The sequence below is a fragment of the Kitasatospora sp. NPDC091335 genome, assembly GCF_044757205.1.
Taxonomy (GTDB): Bacteria; Actinomycetota; Actinomycetes; order Streptomycetales; family Streptomycetaceae; genus Kitasatospora.
The window spans coordinates 296421-317328 of record NZ_JBIVUM010000002.1 but is presented as its reverse complement, the minus strand read 5'-3'; the positions used below and the strand labels follow the sequence as shown (position 1 = coordinate 317328).

Annotated in this window: 21 protein-coding genes and 1 pseudogene; 15 read left to right on the top strand and 7 right to left on the bottom strand. The window is 73.8% G+C overall.

Going from position 1 to position 20908, the window contains the following annotated elements; all coding sequences use genetic code 11:
* Positions 1-47: 47 nt before the first annotated feature.
* Positions 48-866: a TetR family transcriptional regulator gene (locus ACIQOW_RS06320; RefSeq protein ID WP_317620327.1), complete on the bottom strand. Its 819-nt coding sequence runs from the start codon at positions 864-866 to the stop codon at positions 48-50.
* A 180-nt stretch (positions 867-1046) separates the two neighbouring features.
* On the opposite strand from ACIQOW_RS06320, the gene ACIQOW_RS06315 reads away from it, so the two are divergent.
* Positions 1047-1625 (top strand): GNAT family N-acetyltransferase, encoded by a 579-nt coding sequence (locus tag ACIQOW_RS06315; RefSeq protein WP_401080292.1) that lies wholly within the window; start codon positions 1047-1049, stop codon positions 1623-1625.
* A gap of 210 nt (positions 1626-1835) precedes the next feature.
* Here ACIQOW_RS06315 and ACIQOW_RS06310 read toward each other — a convergent pair.
* Together ACIQOW_RS06310 and ACIQOW_RS06305 are read right to left on the bottom strand one after the other, a co-directional pair.
* Positions 1836-2012 (bottom strand): annotated as a pseudogene (locus ACIQOW_RS06310) (Appr-1-p processing protein); the annotation flags it as partial.
* A gap of 189 nt (positions 2013-2201) precedes the next feature.
* On the bottom strand, positions 2202-2816 hold the full coding sequence (locus tag ACIQOW_RS06305) for a YceI family protein (protein ID WP_401080290.1): 615 nt from the start codon (positions 2814-2816) through the stop codon (positions 2202-2204).
* A gap of 183 nt (positions 2817-2999) precedes the next feature.
* Between ACIQOW_RS06305 and ACIQOW_RS06300 the strand changes: the two genes are divergently transcribed.
* From ACIQOW_RS06300 to ACIQOW_RS06265, 8 genes are all read left to right on the top strand, one after another.
* A complete protein-coding gene (locus tag ACIQOW_RS06300) occupies positions 3000-6155 on the top strand; it encodes an SNF2-related protein (RefSeq protein ID WP_401080288.1) in 3156 nt (1051 codons plus the stop codon).
* Positions 6152-6349, top strand: coding sequence for a hypothetical protein (locus tag ACIQOW_RS06295; RefSeq protein WP_401080286.1), 198 nt, complete (start codon positions 6152-6154; stop codon positions 6347-6349). Before ACIQOW_RS06300 ends, ACIQOW_RS06295 begins: the two co-directional genes overlap by 4 nt.
* A gap of 33 nt (positions 6350-6382) precedes the next feature.
* A complete protein-coding gene (locus ACIQOW_RS06290; protein WP_401080284.1) occupies positions 6383-7417 on the top strand; it encodes an RNA polymerase sigma-70 factor in 1035 nt (344 codons plus the stop codon).
* Positions 7418-7451: 34 nt separating this feature from the next.
* Complete coding sequence (locus ACIQOW_RS06285; RefSeq protein ID WP_401080282.1) at positions 7452-8579, top strand: MerR family transcriptional regulator; 1128 nt, start codon at positions 7452-7454, stop codon at positions 8577-8579.
* A 37-nt stretch (positions 8580-8616) separates the two neighbouring features.
* The gene (locus tag ACIQOW_RS06280; protein ID WP_401080280.1) at positions 8617-9420 is read left to right on the top strand and encodes an alpha/beta fold hydrolase; all 804 of its coding nucleotides are present in this window, start codon (positions 8617-8619) and stop codon (positions 9418-9420) included.
* Positions 9421-9523: 103 nt separating this feature from the next.
* Positions 9524-9931: a helix-turn-helix domain-containing protein gene (locus tag ACIQOW_RS06275; RefSeq protein ID WP_401080277.1), complete on the top strand. Its 408-nt coding sequence runs from the start codon at positions 9524-9526 to the stop codon at positions 9929-9931.
* A gap of 2 nt (positions 9932-9933) precedes the next feature.
* Entirely contained in the window at positions 9934-10494 is a 561-nt protein-coding gene (locus ACIQOW_RS06270; protein WP_401080275.1) for a hypothetical protein, read from the top strand.
* A 184-nt stretch (positions 10495-10678) separates the two neighbouring features.
* Positions 10679-10966 (top strand): DUF2516 family protein, encoded by a 288-nt coding sequence (locus tag ACIQOW_RS06265; RefSeq protein ID WP_401081336.1) that lies wholly within the window; start codon positions 10679-10681, stop codon positions 10964-10966.
* A gap of 87 nt (positions 10967-11053) precedes the next feature.
* Here ACIQOW_RS06265 and ACIQOW_RS06260 read toward each other — a convergent pair whose 3' ends face one another.
* On the bottom strand, positions 11054-12550 hold the full coding sequence (locus tag ACIQOW_RS06260) for a PP2C family protein-serine/threonine phosphatase (protein ID WP_401080273.1): 1497 nt from the start codon (positions 12548-12550) through the stop codon (positions 11054-11056).
* Positions 12551-12789: 239 nt separating this feature from the next.
* On the opposite strand from ACIQOW_RS06260, the gene ACIQOW_RS06255 reads away from it, so the two are divergent.
* Positions 12790-13350, top strand: a complete 561-nt coding sequence (locus ACIQOW_RS06255; protein ID WP_401080271.1) for an O-acetyl-ADP-ribose deacetylase — start codon at positions 12790-12792, stop codon at positions 13348-13350.
* A gap of 234 nt (positions 13351-13584) precedes the next feature.
* On the opposite strand, the gene ACIQOW_RS06250 is transcribed toward ACIQOW_RS06255, so the two are convergent.
* Entirely contained in the window at positions 13585-14427 is an 843-nt protein-coding gene (locus ACIQOW_RS06250) for a class I SAM-dependent methyltransferase (protein WP_401080269.1), read from the bottom strand.
* Between the two features lie 216 nt (positions 14428-14643).
* Here ACIQOW_RS06250 and mshA point away from each other — a divergent pair, with 216 nt between their 5' ends.
* Together mshA and ACIQOW_RS06240 are read left to right on the top strand one after the other, a co-directional pair.
* Positions 14644-16014, top strand: a complete 1371-nt coding sequence (gene mshA, locus ACIQOW_RS06245; protein WP_401081332.1) for a D-inositol-3-phosphate glycosyltransferase — start codon at positions 14644-14646, stop codon at positions 16012-16014.
* A 100-nt stretch (positions 16015-16114) separates the two neighbouring features.
* The gene (locus ACIQOW_RS06240; RefSeq protein WP_401080267.1) at positions 16115-16651 is read left to right on the top strand and encodes a YbjN domain-containing protein; all 537 of its coding nucleotides are present in this window, start codon (positions 16115-16117) and stop codon (positions 16649-16651) included.
* Between the two features lie 14 nt (positions 16652-16665).
* Here ACIQOW_RS06240 and ACIQOW_RS06235 read toward each other — a convergent pair whose 3' ends face one another.
* Positions 16666-18033: an MDR family MFS transporter gene (locus ACIQOW_RS06235; protein WP_401080265.1), complete on the bottom strand. Its 1368-nt coding sequence runs from the start codon at positions 18031-18033 to the stop codon at positions 16666-16668.
* A 148-nt stretch (positions 18034-18181) separates the two neighbouring features.
* Here ACIQOW_RS06235 and ACIQOW_RS06230 point away from each other — a divergent pair, with 148 nt between their 5' ends.
* Entirely contained in the window at positions 18182-18940 is a 759-nt protein-coding gene (locus tag ACIQOW_RS06230) for a phosphoglyceromutase (RefSeq protein ID WP_401080263.1), read from the top strand.
* A gap of 81 nt (positions 18941-19021) precedes the next feature.
* Here the strand turns inward: ACIQOW_RS06230 and ACIQOW_RS06225 are convergent, their stop codons facing one another.
* Positions 19022-19201, bottom strand: coding sequence for a hypothetical protein (locus tag ACIQOW_RS06225; protein WP_401081381.1), 180 nt, complete (start codon positions 19199-19201; stop codon positions 19022-19024).
* An 80-nt stretch (positions 19202-19281) separates the two neighbouring features.
* On the opposite strand from ACIQOW_RS06225, the gene ACIQOW_RS06220 reads away from it, so the two are divergent.
* Positions 19282-20091: a protein phosphatase 2C domain-containing protein gene (locus tag ACIQOW_RS06220; RefSeq protein ID WP_401080261.1), complete on the top strand. Its 810-nt coding sequence runs from the start codon at positions 19282-19284 to the stop codon at positions 20089-20091.
* Between the two features lie 476 nt (positions 20092-20567).
* A complete protein-coding gene (locus tag ACIQOW_RS06215; protein WP_401080259.1) occupies positions 20568-20756 on the top strand; it encodes a hypothetical protein in 189 nt (62 codons plus the stop codon).
* The last annotated feature ends 152 nt before the right edge of the window (positions 20757-20908 follow it).

Sequence of the window (20908 nt, the reverse complement as noted above, 5' to 3'; positions counted from 1 at the left end):
AGAAGGCCGGCCTGCGATCGGGCCGGCCTTCCGTGTGCCGCTGGGCGCTACTTGACCGCCGCCTTGCCGATGGTGGGCAGGATGAAGTCCTGGATCAGGCCCTTGGCGTCGCGGACGATCGGCCGGAAGACCCGGTAGCGGGACAGGTTGATCACCCGGGCCGTGAGCGGCGTCGAACGCCGGACGAACTCCCTGGTCCGCTCGGTGTCCGGGGTGCGGTCGAAGACCCAGTAGAGCACCACGATCATCAGGTACAGCCAGAGCACGTCCGGCAGCAGGTCGACCAGTTCGGCGTCCAGCTTGGGCGCCAGCTCCGAACCCTGGAGCACCTCGCGGAACAGCTCGACCGCGGTCGCCCTGGCCGGGTGGGACTCGTTGGAGAACGGGCTCAGCGAGCTGGTCGGGTCGGCGGCGGTGCGGAAGAACTGCGCGGAGAACTCGTGGTACGGCGCGGCCGTGTCGAGCCAGGAGGTGAGCGCGATCTGCAACCGCTCGGAGAAGTCCCGGGTATGGGCCATGCGGCGCTTGGCGTCTGCCGCGTGGTCGTAGGTCATCCGGTCGTAGAACCCCTGGATCAGGAATTCCTTCGCCGAGAAGTAGTAGTACGCGTTGCCCACCGAGACGCCCGCCTCGGTGGCGATCGCGCGCATGGTGGTCTTCTCGTAGCCCCGCTCCTGGAACAGCCGCATGGCCGTCTCCAGGATCAGCGCCCGAGTCGCCTCGCTCTTGTCGGTCTTCGGCTGCGCCCGGCCGCCGGGCAGGGGCCCGCCGTCCGGGCCGGGACCGCCCTCCGGTCCTGGCACGGCCGAAGCCTCGGCCGTGCCGTTCTCGCCGTCCGCTCGGTTCGTCGCTGCCAGGTCGTCCACGGGGACGAGCCTAGCCGGAGACGACGTTCCATCCGGTGTCGGTGTTCGTGACACCGGATGTCCCCTCCACATCCGGTGCCACGGTGGCCCCCCGCTTTTCGAACGCGTTCAAAGGCTGGACAGGATTGTAGGCGTGTCGGTTGAACATGTTCAACTCCATCTCTGTGGGAGGCTGGTCACATGATCAGTTCAGGGCAGACCGTCATCCGGCGCGGCGGAGTGCAGGACGCCGGGTCCATCGCCGAACTGCATGCTCACAGTTGGCGTACCGCCTACCGGGGGATCGTCCCGGAGGAGGGACTGGGCGACGGGATGGCCGCCCAGCGGCGCGAGCTGTGGGAGCTGCGCCTGGACGCCGACTACGGCGAGCCGGAGAACGTGCCCGAGCTCCTGGTGGCGGAACGGGCGGGTGTGACGGTCGGGTTCATCTACCTCGTCCCGCAACCGGACGGCGGGGTGCTGATCGACAACCTGCACGTGCGCCCCGGCCTGACCGGTGGCGGCATAGGCCGCGAGCTGCTGGCGGCGGCCCGCACCCGTGTCGCCGAGCGGCACCCCGGGGCCGAACTCTTCCTGGAGGTACTGCGGGACAACACCCGCGCGATCGCCTTCTACGAGCGCGAGGGCGCCGAGCGGGTCCGGGCGCAGGAGGGGGAGTTCCCCGGTGGGTTCCTGCTGCCCGAGTACGTGTACGCCTGGCCGGCCGGGCGCGTGGCGCCCGGATCCGACCGGCCGGAGCCGGTGGATCGGTCGAAGTAGCCGAAGTAGCCGAAGTAGCCGAAGTAGTCGACGTAGCCGAGGCGGCCGGGGTGGCCGGGGTGGCCGAACCGGCTGAACCGGTGAACGTGGTCGAAGTGGCGGCGGTGGCCGGACTGGTGGACGCGGTGGAAGTCGTGACCGGGGCCGGGGCGTCCGGTCAGTCGAAGTCGTAGACGGTCACCGGGACACCCCGGTCCGCCGGCCGGCCGTCGCCCGCTCCCGATACCAGCGTCGATACGCGGCCTCGGGCTCGGGCCGGCGTCTGGAGAGCGCGAGCACGAAGCCCTTGCCCCAGCCGCCGAGATCGTTGCAGACGTGCGCGATCACCTTCACGCCCTTGCCCTGGGGCGTGGTGGCATCGCCTCGGACGTAGGTGATTTCCCCCATGCCTCGACGTTAGAGGGTGGCACTGACAATCGGCTCGCCATTTTCCGGCGCCCCGCCCGGACGCGCCCGCTGACGCGCCGTCGTCCTCTGTCGCCGCCGCTCGTACAGGGCGGGCGCCGCTCCCGCACGGGAACGCGGAACCGCCCCTGCCCAGGGGGATGGGCAGGGGCGGTGCTCGTGGGGGCGGGCTCAGGCGGCCTTGACGGCGGAGATGTCGAAGCTGAGCTTGACCTTCTCGCCGATCAGCACGCCGCCGGTCTCCAGCGCCGCGTTGTAGGTCAGGCCGAACTCGGTGCGGTCGACGACGGCCTTGCCCTCGAAGCCGACCCGGTCGGCGCCGTACGCGTCGGTGGCGCTGCCGGTGTACTCCAGGTCCAGCACGACCGGGCGGGTGGTGCCCTTGATGGTGAGGTCGCCGGTCATCCGGTACGAGTCGCCGTGGACCAGCTCGGCGGCGGTGCTGCGGAAGCGGATCTCGGGGTGGGCCTCGACGGCGAAGAAGTCGCCGGTGCGCAGGTGCTCGTCGCGCTGGGCCTGGTTGGTGTCGACGCTCGCGACCTTGATCACCAGCTCGGCCGAGGACTTGCCCGGGTGGGTCCCGTCCAGGTGCAGCTTGCCGTCGTACTCGGTGAAGCGGCCCTTGACGTTGGTGACCATCGCGTGGCGCACCGAGAAGCCGATCTCGCTGTGGGTGTGGTCGATCGCCCAGTCGCCGGTCAGGTGGGCGAGGTCCGGGCCGGCCGGGGTCCGGACGGCGGCCGCGGCGGGGGCGGTGACGGTCTTGGTGCGGTTGAACAGGCCCATGGCTTCCTCCTTGGTTCGAAGCCATTTGTTTAGGCTTCAACTTGTTGGCTCCAGCGTAGGGCAGTTTCGTTCAACTTTCAACCACAAGTCCCGGGCGTCCCCCGGACGGCTCAGCGGAGCGGCCCTGTCGGCCCTCCCGGTTAGGCTGCGAGGGACGGTTCCACCCCGCCCGGAAGGCCCCCGATGTTCGTCCTGCACGCGCTCTGGCAGGCGGACGGGCGGCTGGCGCTCTGGGCCGAGGACGCCCGCGCCCACCCCGGCGCCGCCGCACCGCGCCCCGACCGGCCCGCCCCGCGCGCCCACCCCTACGCCTGCCCGGCCGGCGAACTGGCCGCCGTGCTCGGCGGCATCGGCCCCGGCCTCGGCTGGCTCGCCGGGCAGGCCCCCGAGCGCTGGGCCACCCTGCTGCTGCCCACCGTCGGCACCGTTCCCGCGCCCTCGCCCGACCTTCCGGTCGCCCCGTCGCGCGGCGCCGCCGTGCTCGCCCCCTGGCGGGTGCCGGCGCTGCTCTTCGACGCCGGGGCCGCCGCCCAGCTGCTCGGCGAGGTCTTCGACCCGGTCTGGGCCGTCACCGGCACCGACCTGCCCGGCGCCGGGCGGATCGAGGTGGTCCACGGCCCCTCGCTCCGCTGGCTCACCGGGGTGCACGACCTCGCCTGGCGGACGGTCGGCCGGGGCCGGGTGCTGCCGCTGCCCGTCGTCGCCGCCGACGGGCGTCCACGGGCCCGCTGGCAGCCCGACCTCACCCCGGCCGGGCGCCGGGAGGCCGCCGCCCTGGCGTCCGGCTGCCCGCCCGTCCTGCTGGGGGAGTGGCCGCACGGCGCGGGCGGCGGCGAAGGGCTGCTGGCCGCCGCCCTGGGCGCGCTGGTGGACGCCGAGGCCCGCGCCGCCCTGGCCGACGCACCGCCCCTCTCGGGCAGGGGCGGGGACGGAGCCGCACCGGGGCCGGCCGTCGCCGAACGCTGGCTGCACGCCCTCACCACCCCCGACGGCGGCCTCGACGGCGCCCCGCCCGAGGAACTCGCCGAACTGGGCCGCCGGCTCGGCGCCTGGTACGCCGCCGCCCGGCCCGTCGACCCGGCGCTGCGGCTCTGCTTCCGCCTGGTCGAACCGCTCGGCCCCGACCCGGACGACCCCGAGGGCAGTCCCTCCGACGACGCCTGGCGGCTGGAGTTCCTGCTCCAGGCCGTGGACGAGCCCTCCCTGCTGGTCCGCGCCGCCGACCTGCACGAGGGCGGCGCCGCCCACGCCGCGCTCGCCCGCAGGGCCGAGGACCCGGTCGAGGTCCTGGTCGCCGAACTCGCCCGCGCCGCCCACCGCTGGCCCGCCCTGGACGGGCTGCGCCACCGCTCCCGCCCGTCCGCCCTGTCGCTCGACCGGGCCGGCGCGCTGGACTTCCTGCGCGCCGCCGCGCCCGCCCTCGCCGAGGGCGGCTTCGGGGTGCTGCTGCCCGCCTGGTGGCGCCGCCGCCCCCGGCTCGGGCTCGCGCTGCGCGCCACCACCCCGCCCGCGCCCGGCTCGCTCGCGGTCACGAGTCAGGTGGACCGGGACGCCGTGGTCGACTTCCGCTGGCAGGCCGCGCTCGGCCCGGAGAGCAGCCCGCTCACCGACCAGGAGCTGGCCGAACTCGCCGCCGCCAAACAGGGGTTGGTCCGGGTGCGGGGCGCCTGGCTGGAGGCCGACCCGGACCAGATCGCCGCCGCGCTCGCCTTCCTCGCCGACCGGCGCGACGGCGTGCTCGCCGCCGCCGACCTGCTGCGCCTCGCCCTCGATCCGGAGCCGACGGTCGCCGGGCTGCCGGTCACCGGTGTCAGCGTGGACGGCCCGCTCGGCGAACTGCTCGCCGGGCGGGCCGGTGCCGCTCCGCCGCCGGAGCTGCCGCCGGACTTCCGGGCCGTGCTGCGCCCGTACCAGGAGCGCGGACTGGCCTGGCTGCGGACCATGTCCGAGCTCGGCCTCGGCGCCGTGCTGGCCGACGACATGGGCCTCGGCAAGACCGTCCAGACCCTCGCCCTGCTGGCCGCCGAGGGAGCCGCCGGTGCCACCGGCCCCACCCTGCTGGTCTGCCCGATGTCCCTGGTCGGCAACTGGCAGCGGGAGACCGAGCGCTTCGCCCCCGGCCTGCGCCGGTACGTCCACCACGGCGCCGGCCGTCTCGGGGCGGAGCAACTCGCCGCAGCCGTACGGGGCGTGGACCTGGTCATCACCACCTACGGGCTGGTCCAGCGCGACCTCGCCGCCCTGCGGGCGATCCGCTGGCGCCGGGTGGTCGCGGACGAGGCCCAGCACATCAAGAACACCGGCACCGCGCAGTCCAGGGCGATCCGCGCGCTGCCCGTCACCCGGCACCGGATCGCGCTCACCGGCACCCCGGTGGAGAACCGGCTCGCCGAGCTGCACGCCGTCCTGGACTTCGCCAACCCCGGCCTGCTCGGCCCGGCCGAGCGCTTCAAGGAGCGCTACGCGATCCCGGTCGAGCTGCACCGCAGCCCCGAGCGCACCGCCGAACTCCTGCGCCGCACCGCCCCGTTCGTACTCCGCCGGGTCAAGTCCGACCCGGCGGTGGCGGCCGAGCTGCCCGCCAAGCAGGAGATGACCGTCTGGTGCAACCTCACCGCCGAGCAGGCCGGCCTGTACCAGGCGGTGGTCGCCGACCTGCTGCGGCGGGTCGAGGGCATCCGGGGCGTGGAGCGGCGCGGCACGGTGCTGGCCGCGATCGGCAAGCTCAAGCAGGTCTGCAACCATCCGGCCCAACTGCTGCACGACGGCTCGGCGGTGGGCGGCCGCTCGGGCAAGGTCGCCCGGCTGGCCGAACTGCTGGAGGAGGCGCTGGCCGAGGGCGACCGGACGCTGGTCTTCACCCAGTACGCCGAGTTCGGGGCGATGCTCCGCCCGTACCTGGAACGCCGGCTCGGTGAGGAGGTGCTGTACCTGCACGGCGGCCTGTCCAGGGCGCGCCGCGAGGAGCTGGTGGATCGCTTCCAGTCCCCGGACGGGCCACGGGTGTTCCTGCTCTCGCTGCGGGCCGGCGGGACCGGCCTCAACCTGACCGCCGCCAACCAGGTGATCCACCTGGACCGCTGGTGGAACCCGGCGGTCGAGGAGCAGGCCACCGACCGCGCCTTCCGGATCGGCCAGCGCCGGGACGTCCAGGTCCGCCGGCTGGTCTGCGTCGGCACCGTCGAGGAGCGGATCGACGAACTCCTCGCCGCCAAGCGCTCGTTGGCCGATGCGGTGGTGGGGGAGGGGGAGCGCTGGCTCACCGACCTGCCGGCCGAGGCGCTGCGCGAACTGGTCGCCCTCACCCGGGAGGACGCCGTGGCCGAGGAGGACGCGTGACCGACGAACCGAGACCGCCCGCCGTCAACGTCGCCGCCTACTGGCGCGGCGACTTCACCCTGCGCCCCGCCCCGCCGGAGGAGGACGGCCCGGACGAACCCTCGCTGCGCCGCCTCGGCCGCTCCGGCATCACCGTGCACGGCCGCGACCTCGCCGCCCTGCTCGCCCCCGCCTACGAGGCCTTCCGGGGCTGAGCGCCGCGGCTACCGTGCGGTAGCGTCGCGCGGGTGACCGACACCCACGACCACGGGCAGGACGACACCCGGCAGGACCACGCCCGGCAGAGCGACCACGGGCAGGACGACACCCGCCTCGCCGACTTCGAGCGGTACCGGCGGATGGTCTTCGGCATCGCCTACCGGATGCTCGGCAGCGTCGCCGACGCCGAGGACCTGGTCCAGGACACCTGGCTGCGCTGGAGCGGGGTCACCGGTCCGGTCGCCGGCCCCGGCGCCTTCCTGGCCCGTACGGTCACCAACCTCGCGCTCAACAAGCTGGACTCGGCCGCCGTCCGCCGCGAGTCCTACGTCGGCCCGTGGCTGCCCGAGCCGCTGGTCACCGAACCGGACGCGACCGACGCCGTCGAGCGGGCGGAGACCGTCTCGGTCGCGCTGCTGGTGGTGCTGGAGAGCCTGTCCCCGCTGGAGCGGGCGGTGTTCGTGCTCAAGGAGGCCTTCGGCTTCTCCTACCGGGAGATCGCCGAGGCCCTGGACCGCACCGAGGCCGCCTGCCGCCAGGTCGGCAGCCGGGCCGGGGCGCACGTGCGCGCCCGCCGGCCGCGCTACGACGCGCCGCCCGAGCTGCGCCGCCGCGCCACCGACGAGTTCCTGGCGGCCAGCGTCGGCGGCGACCTCAACCGGATGCTCGAACTGCTCGCCCCCGACGTCACCGGCTGGACCGACGGCGGCGGCGTGATCCGCGCCGCGCTGCGGCCGCTCGGCGGCGCCGAGAACGTCGCCCGCTTCGTCCTCGGGGTGTTCCGCCGGCTCGGCGAGGGCGCCGGAGCCCGGCCGGTCCTGGTCAACGGCGAGCCCGGCCTGCTGGTCACCGTGGACGGCGCGGTCGACTCCGTCGCGGTGTTCGAGTTCGCCGAGCAGCCGGACGGCACCGTGCGGATCTCCGAGATCCGCGTCGTCCGCAACCCGCGGAAGCTGGCCCACCTCACCGGCCCTGGGACCCTCACCGGCACGGGCCCCCTCACCGATCCCCGCCCCCTCACCGATCAGGGCCGTCTTCCCGACGACGGCGCCGACCGGGCTTGACCCTCGACCAGGTCGAGCCCGCAGAGTCACCGGCATGGAGAGCGAGCTGCACAGCATCGGCGAACTGGCCCGCGCCAGCGGCCTGGGCGTCGGCACCCTGCGCTACTACGACGGCGCCGAGGTGCTCACCCCCGCCTGGGTCGACCCGCAGACGGGCTACCGCTGGTACCGGCCCGGCCAGCTCGCCGACGCCCGGCTGCTGGCCAGGCTGCGCCGGGTCGGCCTGCCGCTGGCGGCCGTCCGCGCGGTACTCGCCGCCGCCCCCGGCAGCGGCGAGGCCCGGCGGGTGCTCGACGCGCACCTGCGCCGGCTGGAGGACGGCCTGGCCGACGCCCGCCGCGAGCTCTCCCTGATCCACACGATGATCGAGCAGAGGGAGCAACCGATGACCACAGCCCCCGCCGAACTCCGGCTCACCGTCCCGGCCGAGGGCCTCGCGGCCGCCCTGGACGCGGTCCGCTTCGCGGTCTGCGGCGACCCCGGGCTGCCCTCCCTCGCCGGGGTGCTCTTCGAGCCGGACGGGCCGGTGCTGCGCCTGGTCGCCACCGACCGCTACCGGATGGCCCTCGCCGAGGTGCCCGCCGCCTCCCAGGACCCGGCCGGGCGCCCGGTGGCCGGCACGGTCGTCCCGACCGCGCTGGTGGACGCACTGCGCGCGCTGCTCGGCGCGGGGGCGCCCGAGGTGGCGCTCACCCTCGGCGCCGGACTGGTCCGCGCCGAGGCCGGGGCGCACCGGATCGAGGGCGCCGCCCTGGACTTCGACTACCCCGACCACCGGGCCGTCACCCGGCTCGAACCCGAGCACCGGATCGCCCTGTCCGCCGCCGAACTGCGCGCCGCCGTGGCGGCCGGAGCCACCCGCACCCTGCCCTCGGGGCCGGGCGGCGCCGACTGCGCGGTCACCGTGCTGACCCTGACCGGGGACGGCCGGCTGGCGGTGGCCGACGACCCGGCGCCCGAGGGCTACCGGCTGGCCGTCAACCGGGACTTCCTGCTGGACGCCCTCGACGCCGGACAGTCCGGAGAGCCCCGAGAGTCCGGGCAGCCCGGACAGCTGCTCCTCGAACTCGGCGGCCCGATCGCCCCGCTGGCCGTCCGCACCCCCGGCCGGGCGGGCACCTTCTCCGTCCTGATGCCCGTCCGTCTCCCCGAGTCCGCCTGACCGGCCCGCCCGACGGGGCCTCTGGAAGGATCACCCCATGAGCCCGCACACCGATCACCCCGCCGCCGAGGTCCACGTCCCCGCCCCCGGTGGCGGCCGGCTGTGGGCGGAGCGCCGGGGCAGCGGCAGCCCGGTGGTGCTGCTGCACGGCTCCGGCATGGACTCCCGGCTGTGGGACGCCGTCGTCCCCGAGCTCTCCCGGAGCCATGAGGTGATCCGCTACGACGCCCGCGGCCTCGGCCGGTCCGGCGCACCGGAGCGGGCCTTCGACGACGTCGAGGACCTGGGCGCGGTGCTGGACCACTTCGGTCTGCGCGGCGCCGCACTGGTCGGCCTGAGCATGGGCGGCGAGACCGCGCTGGACTTCGCCATCGCCCACCCGGGGCGGGTCGCCGCGCTCGGCCTGGTCGGCGCCTCGGTCAGCGGCCACGACTGGCCGCCGTCCCCGGAGGCCACCGCCTACGCCGAGGCCAGGCGGCGGGGCGACGCGGAGGCCCTGGCCGAGCTGGAGCTCTCGGTCTGGGCCGCGATGGGCCGTACCGCGCCGGGCGGCGAACTGATCGCGGCGATGGTCGAGGAGAACGCGGCCCGCCGCATCGTCAGCGAGCACCACCTCGCGGGCGCCCCGGCCAGGGCGGCGGAGTCCGTCCTCGGCACGGTCACCGCGCCGACCCTGGTCGTCCACGGCGACCGGGACCACCCGGAGATCGCGGCGATCGCGGAGCGGCTCGCCGCCGGCATCCCCGGTGCCCGCGGCCACCTCGTCCCGGATGCCGACCACTACCTCCCGCTGCGCACCCCCGAACGGCTCACCGAACTCCTCCTCACCCACCTGGCCTGACCGCCCTGGTCCGCCCGGCCCGCCCTGACCCGTTCGGCCTGGCGCGTTTGCTGCCGCTAGCATCCTGCTTGCATGTGCAAGCAGGGTGTTGCAGGCTGTCCCCATGGCCTCACTGAACGTCGGCTCGCTCGGCGAGTACATCCGCGAGCAGCGCCGCACCGCCCAGTACTCGCTGCGGCAGCTGGCGGAGGCCGCCGGCGTGTCCAACCCGTACCTCAGCCAGATCGAGCGGGGGCTGCGCAAGCCGAGCGCGGAGATCCTCCAGCAGATCGCCAAGGCGCTGCGGATCTCGGCGGAGACGCTGTACGTCCAGGCCGGGATCCTGGAGGAGCGGCGGGGCGAGGGCCTGGAGTTGCGGGCCTCGATCCTGGCCGATCCGATGATCAACGAGCAGCAGAAGCAGGCGCTGCTCGCGGTCTACGACGCCTTCCTCAAGGAGAACGCCGCTTCGGCCACCGGTGCGACGGCCGACGGCTCAGCCCCCCAGAACACCCACCGGGAGGACCGGTAACCATGCCCATCACCGACGAGATCAAGAAGACCCTCGGCGACCCGACCCCGCTGTACGCCCTGGCCGGTGCCGGGGACCTCGCGTACGAGAAGCTGCGCGAGGTGCCGGGCCGGGTCGAGGCGCTGGCGGCCGACCGCAAGGGCACCCAGGAGAAGGCCACCGCCAGGCTCCAGGAGGCGCAGTCGCTGTTGACCGGGGCGCAGGCCAGGGTCGCCGAGACCGTCACCACGCTGCCGACCGACCTCAAGGCCATCCAGGAGCGGGCCCAGGGCTTCGCCCTTCAGCAGGTGGCCCGCGCGGTCGAGCTCGCGGTGAAGGCCAAGGAGACGTACGACGAACTGGCCGAGCGCGGCAAGGTCGTGGTGGACAAGGCCCTCCCGGGCGCGCCGGCCGAGGCCGAGGAGGCCGGGCAGCCCGTGCTGTCCGTCGAGCCGGCCGGGACCGGGCCGGTGGCGGAGGAGGCTGCCGGGCCCGCCCCGAAGAAGCCCGCCCGGGCCCGCAAGGGCGCCGCCGCCGACACCGCCGCCGACCTCGCGGCCGCCGAGGACACCGCCGCGGAGTGAGCCCGGGTGCCGAAGGGCACATCGGGTGACCGCGGGACGTTGACCCCGTTGCGGACGGTCGCCGTGCCAGGATGGGCGGTGGTCGCAGCATCGGAGCCGAGAACAGAGGAGATCGCGAATGGTCGGAATGTTGCAGATTCTGGCCTTTTCCTACCTGAATCCGATCTGGTGGGCGATCGTCGCCATGCTCGCCTACAAGTTGTTCGCCCTGGTCGACGCGGTCACCCGCAGGGAGGACGCCTACCGGGCGGCCGACAAGAAGACCAAGGGCTTCTGGGTGGCGATCCTGGCGGTCTCCTTCGGCTGGGACTTCCTGTTCGGGGTGAACTTCTTCACCGGCATCGGCACCCTGGCCGGCCTGGTCGCCTCGATCGTCTACGTGGTGGACGTCCGCCCGGCGATCCGGGCGCTGACCGGAGGCGGTGGCGGCCGTGGTGGCCGCAGCAACACCGGCCCGTACGGCCCCTGGTAGGCCGGACGACGACGAAGCGAAGGCCCGGGCGGGGGCTCTGAAACCTGGGAGCCCCCGCCCGGGCCTTCGTCCGTGCGCTGAGGGCCGTCAGCCGAGGATCAGCTGGACCGGGTTGCGCTCCAGCAGCAGCACCGCGACGTCGTCGGTCAGCGCGCCGCCGTTCAGCTCCTCGACCTCGGCGATGGCGCTGTCGACCAGCCGCCCCCTGGTCAGCCCGGCGGCCTGGTGGTCGCCGACCAGGCCGGCGAGCCCGTCCTGGCCCAGCCGGCGCGACCCGGCCCCGACCCGGCCCTCGATCAGCCCGTCGGTGTAGAGCAACAGTCGCCAGCCGGCCCGGAGTTCGATCTCGTGGGCGGGCCAGGCGGCCTGCCCGTCGTGGCACGGCAGCAGGCCGAGCGCGGGCCCGGCGAGGTCGGCGGGCAGGGTGACCGGCTCGTGGTCGCGGCCGAGCAGCAGCGGCGCCGGGTGCCCGGCGAGGTAGAGCCTGGCCCGTTCGCCGGCACCGAGCGAGTCGAGGCCGTTGCCGGTGCCGCCGGGCTCGATGACGAGCATGCAGAGCGTCGCGAAGATCTCGTCGCTGCGCCGCTCGTGCTCCAGTACGTGCTGGAGGGTGGTGAGCAGGGCCTCGCCGGTGAGGCCGGCGAAGACCAGGGTGCGCCACGCTATCCGGAGCGCGACGCCGAGCGCGGCCTCGTCGGGGCCGTGGCCGCAGACGTCGCCGATCACGACGTGGACGGCGCCGTCGTCGGTGCGCACGGCGTCGTAGAAGTCGCCGCCGAGCAGTGCGCGGCGGCGACCGGGGCGGTAGCGCCGGGTGAAGGAGAGCCCGGCGCCGTCGAGCAGCGGGGTGGGCAGCAGGTGGCGCTGGAGGCGGGCGTTCTCCTGGCCGCGCAACTCGGCCTCGACCAGACGGCGCTGGGACTCGTCGGCGCGCTTGCGCTCGACGGCGTGGCGCAGGGCGCGGGCGAGCAGCGGGCCGTCCGTCTCGTGCTTGAGCAGGAAGTCCTGGGCGCCGGCCGCGACGGCGGCCGCTCCGAGTTCGGCCCCGGCGGCGTCGGTGAGCACCACGACCGGGGTGTGCGGGGCCCGGCGGAGCAGTTCGTGCAGGCCCTCCAGTCCGTCGGAGGCGTCGGACGGGTGCGGCAGGTCGGCGGGCGCGGCGAGGTCGAGCAGCACGCAGCCGAACTCGGGAGTGCGGGAGCGCCCGCGCCGGGCCCAGGGCGCGGGCGGGGCGAGCAGTTCGGTGGCCTGGTCGAGGCCGCGGGCCCAGTGGATCTCGATCGAGGTGCCGCTGTCGGCCACCGCCGCCTTGATCAGCTGGGCGTCCGAGGCGTCGTCCTCGATGACCAGCAGCCGCAGCGGTGCGTCGTCGGCGGGACCCTCCGCCGCCGCGGGGCCGCCGGGATCGGAGAGGCGGGACGGGTGGGAGGCGTGCACGGCCCGCGCGCGGGGGTGGGGTATCGGGGGAGCCGCCAGGCCCGGACAGGTCGTGGCGCGGTTGCGGGCACGACCGACGGGGGCGCCGTCATGGGCGCCCGGCAGGTCCGCGGCAGCAGGTGCCCGCCCGTCTCCCGTTGCGGGCATCGGTGGTTCCTCCCTTTCCCCGACTGCGTAACGGTCGGCGTCCGTCCGCAGTGCCCGCCTGGCACCGCGCGTCGGGGAACTTCTCGCGACCATAACGTGGTCTCCGGGGATTTCTCTGGCCGACCGGCGCCGTTGTGGCTCTTGCCACGCCGGTGGCGGTGTGGTGACTGGACTCGGACGACGGCCCGGTTTCCCGTCCCGGCGGCTGCCGGGCGGACCGGGGAAGGGGAGTGGTGGCGGTGGAGCGGATCATCCTGCTGGAGGGTGACATCACGGAGCAGGCGGTGGACGTGGTGGTGAACGCCGCCAACTCGTCCCTGCTGGGCGGTGGCGGGGTGGACGGCGCGATCCACCGCAGGGGCGGGCCGCAGATCCTGGAGGAGTGCCGCCGGCTGCGCGCCTCGCACTGGGGCAAGGGGCTGCCCACCGGGCGCGCGGTGGCGACGACGGCCGGACGGCTGCCCGCCCGGTGGGTGGTGCACACCGTCGGGCCGGTGTACCGGGCGGAGGAGTACGGGGAGCGGGCGGAGCTGCTGGCCTCCTGCTATCGCGAGTCGCTGCGCACCGCGGCGGGGCTCGGCGCGCGCACGGTGGCCTTCCCCGCCGTGTCGGCCGGGATCTACGGCTGGCCGCCGGCGGACGCGGCCCGGATCGCGCTGGGCACCGTCGCGGAGGTGCTGGACGGCGGTGAGGCGGAGGCGGGCGCGGGGCTGGCGGAGGTGCGGTTCGTGCTGTTCGGGTCGGAGATGTACGAGGTGTTCGAACGGGTCCGCCGGGAACTGCCCGGGCGGGAGGGCTGACGAGGGACTGGGCACGGCACGCGCCGGGCGGCGTGTGGTGCGTCGCTCGGCCGGGGTCCATGGTGGCGTGTCGAGGCGTCAACACGCCAGAGATATTCGATAACTCGTTCGAGTGAAGGTATCGGGTCGCTCACCAGCTCCCCGCGCACCGCCCGTAACCGCGCGCAACCGGGCGCACCGCCCGTGACCGTCGGCACCGCGGCCGACGCCCCGTACGGCGCCTGCGGGGAGCGCCTACGGGGAGAGCGCCGACCAGGGCACCGTGACCTCGCCCTGCCGCCACCGGCCGCGCGCGTCCACCAGCGGCCAGCTGCCCGCCAGCGCCGTGCAGGCCGCCACCCAGCGCTGCCGCGCCCCGAACGCCCCGTACGGCGCGGCCGCCGCCCAGGCCCGGTCGAAGTCGGCCAGGAAGGCGTGCACGGGACGACCCGGCACGTTGTGGTGGATCAGCGCCTTCGGCAGCCGCTCGGCCAGGTCGGAGGGCCGGCCCAGGCCGCCCAGCCGGGCCGCGAAGGTCACCGTCCGCGGCCCCTCGGGGCCGAGCGCGACCCAGACGTGCCGCCGCCCGATCTCGTCGCAGGTGCCCTCCACCAGTAGCCCGTCCGGGGCGAGCCGGGCGCACAGCCGCTCCCACACCCCGGCCACCGCCGACTCGTCGTACTGCCGCAGCACGTTGGCCGCCCGGATCAGCTGGGCCGGCGCGCCGCCGTCCAGCGGCACCTCGAAGCCGCCGCGCCGGAAGGTGAGCAGCGGCGGCTCGGCGTACGGCAGCGCGGCGGCGACCCGCTCGGGCTCGATCTCGATCCCGACCACCCGGACGTCAGGGCGCACCGTGCGCAGCCGCCCGGCCAGCTCGACGGCCGTCCACGGCGCGGCGCCGTAGCCGAGGTCCACCGCGATTGGTGGGTGTTCGGCGGCGCGCAGCGAGCGGCCGAGGGCGTGGGCGATCCAGCGGTCCATCCGGCGCAGCCGGTTGGTGTTGGTGGTGCCCCGGGTGACCGTCCCCACCGGGCGCCCGGTCCGTCCGCGGGCGGGCGCGGCAGGCGCGGCGGTCGCGGGGTCGAAGGAGGCAGCCATGCCCAGAAGGGTAGTCGGGCCGCCGACCGCACCGTGCTGACCTGGGACGATGCCGGCCGTTCCGGCCGGTGGGCCGGGGCGGGAATGCCGGACCCGGTCCCCGTGGTTGGCACCCTGTTGGTGATGTGTGCCCGGACGGGGCAGCGCACACCGGACAACGGGCGGCCCGGCGCGGACCGCCTAGACGGGCCGCACAGAGGAGGCTTCAGCCAGGTGATCCAGCACCCCGTCCGTTCGGTACGCCGTGCCCAGCCCGCCGCCCCCGCGCGCGGCAGGCTCCAGTCGCTCGTCCCCGGCCGCCGCCGCCCCCGCCGGATAGCGATGCTGAGCGTCCACACCTCGCCGCTGCACCAGCCGGGCACCGGGGACGCCGGCGGGATGAACGTCTACATCGTCGAGCTGGCCAAGCGCCTGGCCGAGCTGAACATCGAGGTCGAGGTGTTCACCCGCTCGATCTGCTCCGACGACGCGCCGACCGTCGAGCTGGCCCCGGGCGTGCTGGTCCGCCACGTCACCGCCGGGCCGTACGAGGGCCTGGTCAAGGAGGACCTGCCGGCCCAGCTGTGCGCCTTCACCCACGGGGTGCTGCGGACGGAGGCCGGCCACCGGCCCGGCCACTACGACCTGGTGCACTCGCACTACTGGCTCTCCGGGCAGGTCGGCTGGCTGGCCGCACAGCGCTGGGGGGTGCCGCTGGTGCACACCATGCACACCATGGCGAAGGTCAAGAACGCCGCGCTGGCCGAGGGCGACACGCCCGAGCCCGCGGCCCGGGTGATCGGCGAGACCCAGGTGGTGGAGGCGGCCGACCGGCTGATCGCCAACACCACGGAGGAGGCCGCCGAACTGGCGGTGCACTACGCCGCCAGGCCGGACCAGCTGGCCGTCGTCCACCCCGGGGTCAACCTCGACGTCTTCCGCCCCGGCAGTCCCGGGGCGTCCGCCGCCGCGCGGGCCCGGCTGGGCCTGCCGCAGGAGGCCGCGGTGCTGCTGTTCGCCGGCCGGATCCAGCCGCTGAAGGCCCCGGACGTGCTGCTGCGGGCGGTCGCCGCGCTGCTGGGCCGCCGCCCCGAGCTGCGCGAGCGCCTGGTGGTGCCGGTGGTCGGCGGGCCGTCCGGCACCGGGCTGGCGCGGCCGGAGAGCCTGCACAAGCTCGCCGCCCAGCTGGGCATCTCCGACGTGGTGCGGTTCCACCCGCCGGTCGGCCAGCCGCAGCTCGCGGACTGGTACCGGGCGGCGACGGCGCTGGTGATGCCCTCGTACAGCGAGTCCTTCGGGCTGGTCGCGCTGGAGGCGCAGGCCTGCGGCACCCCGGTGGTGGCGGCCGCGGTCGGCGGCCTGCCGGTCGCGGTGCGGGACGGCGAGACCGGCAGCCTGGTGAACGGCCACGAACCGCTGGAGTGGGCGCTCGCGCTGGAGCCGTACGTCATCGACCGGGAGCTGGTGGCCAGGCGCGGCGAGGCGGCGGCCCGGCACGCGGCGGGCTTCGGCTGGGACGCCGCCGCGGCGACCACCGCCGAGGTGTACGCGGGCAGCATGGCCCGCCCGGCCGGACGGCTCGCGGCGGCCCGGCGCCTGCTGGCCTGAGGCCGCGCCGGGGGGATCAGGGGTCGCGCCGGGCGGTCGGTGACTGCGCCGGGCGGTCAAAGGCTGCGCCTTCCGGGTACCGACGAGTAACGTCACCCCCATGGCAATCCGCACCAAGGACGAGGCCCTGACCCTCCTGCGCGCCGCCCTGGACGACGCCGGGGCGGCCTGGGAGCCGGCCGCCACCGACCCGTACACGCTGGTGGCGGCCCTCCCCGGCACCCGGAAGCTGAGCACCGCCTGCGCGCTGCGGGTCGGCGACCACACCCTGTCGGTGAACGCCTTCGTGATCCGCCGTCCGGACGAGAACCACGAGGCCGTCTACCGCTGGCTGCTGGAACGCAACACCAGGCTGTACGGCGTCGGGTACGCGATCGACGCGCTCGGCGACGTCTACCTGGCCGGCCGGCTGCCGCTGGAGGCGCTCACCCCGCAGGTGGTGGACCGGCTGCTCGGGACGGTGCTGGAGAACGCGGACGAGCCGTTTGACACCTTGCTGGAGCTGGGCTTCGCCTCGGCGATCCGGCGCGAGTGGGAGTGGCGGACCAAGCGCGGGGAGTCCACCCGCAACCTGGCCGCCTTCGCCCACCTGGCCGCGCCCGGGGCCCCGTCGGCGGAGGCCCCGGAAGCGGGCTGATCCGCGCCGCCCGTTCAGGCGTCCGCCGGAGCCTTCCCGGTCGGCTGCCCCGCTTGCCGCCCGGCCGGCTCCGCCGCGGTGGCGGGGATCGCCGTGGCCGCCGGGGTCTGCGCCGCGGGCGCGAGGACCTCCGTCACCACGGCCTCGCGCCGCCCCACCGCACCGGTGCGGCGGGCCAGCGTGACGTACCCGAGCGCGGTGACCGTTCCGACCGCCCCGCAGACCGTCCAGAGCACCACGGGCCCGGCGTGCTGGAGCAGCAGCCCGCCGCCGGCCGGGCCGAGGAACGAGGCGAGCGACCAGGAGAGGCTGTGCACGCCCTGGTAGCGGCCGCGCCCGTGGGTCGGCGCCAGCTCGGCGACCATGCCCATCATCACCGGCGTGTTCAGGATCTCGCCGACCGTCCAGACCGCCACCGAGAGCGCGAACAGCCAGGCCGAGGACCCGGCCAGCGCGGCCAGTCCGAAGCCCCAGCCGGTGAGCAGACAGCTGGCGACCAGCAGCCCGGTGCGCGAGCGGCCCTCCATCCACCGGGTGAGCGGGATCTGGAGGACCACGATCAGCAGCCCGTTCAGGCCGATGACCAGGCCGTACTGGGTGGAGGTGATCCCGGAGGCGCCCATGTCCACGGCCAGCGTGGTGCTGCCCTGCTGGAAGACCAGCGCGAGCAGCAGGGTCAGCCCGACCAGCGCCATGAACGGGGCGTCCCGGAACACCGAGAGCAGGCTGACCGGCGGTTCGGCGGAGCCGGCCGGGTCGCCGGGCGGGAACTGGGGCCTGGTCTCCGGGATCCGGACGAAGATCACCACCGCGCAGACCAGGGTGGAGAACGCGTCCAGCAGGAAGAGCGTCAGGTAGCCGTGGGTGGCGATCAGACCGGCCGCGGCGGCCGAGAGGCCGAAGCCGATGTTGATCGCCCAGTAGTTCAGCGAGTACGCGCGGACCCGGTCCTCGGCGGGCACCAGGTCGGCGATGATCGCCGAGGTGGGCGGCCGGGTCGCGTTGCTGCACAGGCCCACGAAGAAGACCACCACGGCGATCGCCACCTGGCCGTCCGCGAAGCCCAGCACGGCGGTGGACAGCGCGGTGCCGAGCTGGGCGGCGACCAGCGTGGGACGGCGGCCGATCCGGTCGGCCAGCACGCCCGCGCCGATCGCCGCGACGGCCGAGCCGAGACCGAACAGGGAGGCCACCAGGCCCGCGTAGGAGGCCGAGTACCCCCGGTCGACGGTCAGGTACAACGCCAGGAAAGTGACGACGAATGCGCCGAGCTTGTTCACCAGGGTGCTGACCCAGAGCCACCAGAACTCCCGCGGCAGCCCGCCCACCGTCTCCTGGACGAGTCTTCGGAGCCGGGGGTTGGAGGCCAGGGCGACGAGCATGTGGGGGCTCCCGGAGGCAGGCGTCCGCTGAGCGGTGCGGCAGGCCCGGTCAGCCAACGAAGGTAAGTGTCAGATGCGCGGAGCACACATTACACATCGGCCGAAGGTCCCCACCAGGGGTTTTCCGGCCCCCACTAAGCTGGGGGCCATGGCTGACACGACGTACCGACTCATCCTGCTCCGCCACGGCGAGAGCCAGTGGAACCAGAAGAACCTGTTCACCGGTTGGGTCGATGTCGACCTCAACGAGAAGGGCGAGAAGGAGGCCGCCCGCGGTGGCGAGCTCCTGGCCGCCGAGGGTCTGCTCCCCGACGTGGTGCACACCTCGCTTCTGCGCCGCGCCATCCGCACCTCCCAGATCGCCCTGGACAAGGCCGACCGGCACTGGATCCCGGTCAACCGCAGCTGGCGGCTGAACGAGCGCCACTACGGCGCGCTCCAGGGCAAGGACAAGGCCCAGACCCTGGCCGAGTTCGGCGAGGAGCAGTTCCAGCTGTGGCGCCGCTCGTACGACACCCCGCCGCCGGTGCTGGCCGACGACGCCGAGTACTCGCAGGCCGGTGACGCCCGTTACGCCGAGATCCCGAGCGAGCTGCGTCCGCGCACCGAGTGCCTGAAGGACGTCGTCGAGCGGATGCTCCCGTACTGGTACGACGCCATCGTCCCGGACCTGGCCGCCGGCCGGACCGTCCTGGTCACCGCCCACGGCAACAGCCTGCGCGCGCTGGTCAAGCACCTCGACGGCGTCTCCGACGAGGCCATCGCCGGCCTGAACATCCCGACCGGCATCCCGCTGGTCTACGAGCTGGACGCCGACTTCAAGCCCGTCGCCCAGGGCGGCCGCTACCTCGACCCGGACGCCGCCGCGTCGGCCATCGAGGCGGTCAAGAACCAGGGCAAGAAGTAAGCCACTTGCCGACACGGCCCCTCACCTGCGCGTTTGGCGCTGGTGAGGGGCCGTCGTCATTCCCGGGCCGTCTGTGGGCCGTCAGCCTTCGTGATCTTGGACCCCGAAGACCCCTTCCATGGCCTTCCGGGCCCGGTGCCGGCTCTCCGGCATCAGGTGCGCGTAGACCCGCAGCGTCAGCCCCGGGTCGGCGTGGCCCAGGTACTCGCTGACGGCCTTGACGCTCTCCCGGTATCGGACGAAGCGCTTCTCCACGCTCATCTCCTGCCGTTATGACCCGGAGACTCTGGAAGTTCTGGAGAGCAGCAGGATCACCCCGATCTACCGACACGAGGCCTGAGATGCGCGTCTCCATCGCCACCGCCCCGGGCGGCGCGAACCCGAACGAAGACTGGGTGGCGGCCACGCCAACGCTCGCCGTGGTTCTGGACGGTCTGAGCACGGCCGGGCTCGACACCGGCTGTCGACACGGAGTCCCGTGGTACGTCGCCCAGTTGGGCGGCCACCTGGTGGCCGCGCTGGCAGAGCCCGGCCGGCCGTTGGCTGACGGGCTGGCCCAGGCCCTCGACCAGGTCGCCGCGCTCCACTCAGGGTGCGATCTCGGCAACCCCGGGACGCCATCGGCAACGGTCTCGATTCTGCGAGCCGGCGCCGATCGCTTCGACTACCTGGTGCTCGCCGACTCGCCGATCGTCTTCGAGCGGGCCGACGGCTACCAGGTGGTCACCGACCTGCGGGTGGACACTGTGGTGCCCGAGCTCCGCGCGGAGACGGAACGGTTCGCCACCGGGACGTCCGAGCACACAGAGGCCGTCCGCATGATGGTCGAAGCCCAGCGGCTCACCCGAAACACCGTGGACGGCTACTGGGTTGCCACCTCCAATGGCGAAGCGGCACACCATGCGATCGCGGGCACGGTGCCGCTGGCCGACGTTCGGGCGGCAGTCGTCCTGTCCGACGGGGCCTCGCGCCTCGTCACCGAGTACCGCGCCGCATCGTGGGCGGACGCCTTCTCGACACTTCGGGCATCCGGCGCTGACGGGTTGATCTCAGCGGTCCGGAAGGTTGAGGCCACGGATCCAGAGGGGCTCCGCTGGCCGCGCTTTAAGTCCAGCGATGATTCCGCCGTGGCGTTCTGTCGTCTGCCCTAATCGATAGCGACTCGAATTGGCAATCAGACTTGCTGGGACTTGCCTCTTCGATGCCTAGTCAGAGTCATCTGAATCGCCAATGGAAAAGCGATCGGACTCGCCTATTGGAATGAAGTGCCAGCATAATTTCCAATGTGACCTTCGCCACTGGATATTCAGTGATAAAAGGGATATTTGGGTGCACTGGATGCATTTTCCATGGTATTCTTTTTCTTGTCAGATCGGGTTGCTTCCGGCAAGATGAATGCCCAGGTCGAGGGATGATGCGGAGGCGTGGAGCGGTGCTGGATGTGTCGATCCAGCGCAATCTACTCACTCGTCGGATACGCCGTCGATCCTTCTGGATGGTTTGCGTTAGTGGGGTGGTGGCTGGCCATCATGGGGGCTCAAGCAAAGCAAAGAGCCCGCGCACGCCGCTCAGGGGGGACAAGCCAAGAGCGGCACGTGCGGACTGCTGACGCCGTGGAGGCATCCCTATGAGTCTGACCCCTGTCCCGTATCCCGTGTCAACTGTCGACGCGTTGCCGTGGGCTGTCACCGTCATCGTGGTCGTCATCGTTCTCGCGGTGCCGGCCGGGTATCTGCACCAGGCGCTTGTCGACAGCGCTGCTCTTGCCGCGCTGCTCTTGGGTGGCAAGAGCACTTCCAAGGTGAGTCGACGCTAGCTTCTGGGCCGCCTGTGGGCCGTCCGGCGTTAGCCAAAGGGGCCCAACGATGACAACCGTCGACGGCTCAGCCCCAGGTCAGAGCTCGTTGATCAGGGCTGAAAAGTCGACAGGCCAGACCCGGGGCAAGAAGTAAGCCACTTGCCGACGAG

Coding starts and splice junctions, on each gene's coding strand:
- ACIQOW_RS06315 (WP_401080292.1), top strand. CDS start 1,047: ATGATCAGTTCAGGGCAGACCGTCATCCGGCGCGGCGGAGTGCAGGAC.
- ACIQOW_RS06305 (WP_401080290.1), bottom strand. CDS start 2,816: ATGGGCCTGTTCAACCGCACCAAGACCGTCACCGCCCCCGCCGCGGCC.
- ACIQOW_RS06300 (WP_401080288.1), top strand. CDS start 3,000: ATGTTCGTCCTGCACGCGCTCTGGCAGGCGGACGGGCGGCTGGCGCTC.
- ACIQOW_RS06285 (WP_401080282.1), top strand. CDS start 7,452: ATGGAGAGCGAGCTGCACAGCATCGGCGAACTGGCCCGCGCCAGCGGC.
- ACIQOW_RS06280 (WP_401080280.1), top strand. CDS start 8,617: ATGAGCCCGCACACCGATCACCCCGCCGCCGAGGTCCACGTCCCCGCC.
- ACIQOW_RS06275 (WP_401080277.1), top strand. CDS start 9,524: ATGGCCTCACTGAACGTCGGCTCGCTCGGCGAGTACATCCGCGAGCAG.
- ACIQOW_RS06270 (WP_401080275.1), top strand. CDS start 9,934: ATGCCCATCACCGACGAGATCAAGAAGACCCTCGGCGACCCGACCCCG.
- ACIQOW_RS06265 (WP_401081336.1), top strand. CDS start 10,679: ATGCTCGCCTACAAGTTGTTCGCCCTGGTCGACGCGGTCACCCGCAGG.
- ACIQOW_RS06260 (WP_401080273.1), bottom strand. CDS start 12,550: ATGCCCGCAACGGGAGACGGGCGGGCACCTGCTGCCGCGGACCTGCCG.
- ACIQOW_RS06250 (WP_401080269.1), bottom strand. CDS start 14,427: ATGGCTGCCTCCTTCGACCCCGCGACCGCCGCGCCTGCCGCGCCCGCC.
- ACIQOW_RS06240 (WP_401080267.1), top strand. CDS start 16,115: ATGGCAATCCGCACCAAGGACGAGGCCCTGACCCTCCTGCGCGCCGCC.
- ACIQOW_RS06235 (WP_401080265.1), bottom strand. CDS start 18,033: ATGCTCGTCGCCCTGGCCTCCAACCCCCGGCTCCGAAGACTCGTCCAG.
- ACIQOW_RS06230 (WP_401080263.1), top strand. CDS start 18,182: ATGGCTGACACGACGTACCGACTCATCCTGCTCCGCCACGGCGAGAGC.
- ACIQOW_RS06225 (WP_401081381.1), bottom strand. CDS start 19,201: ATGAGCGTGGAGAAGCGCTTCGTCCGATACCGGGAGAGCGTCAAGGCC.
- ACIQOW_RS06220 (WP_401080261.1), top strand. CDS start 19,282: ATGCGCGTCTCCATCGCCACCGCCCCGGGCGGCGCGAACCCGAACGAA.
- ACIQOW_RS06215 (WP_401080259.1), top strand. CDS start 20,568: ATGAGTCTGACCCCTGTCCCGTATCCCGTGTCAACTGTCGACGCGTTG.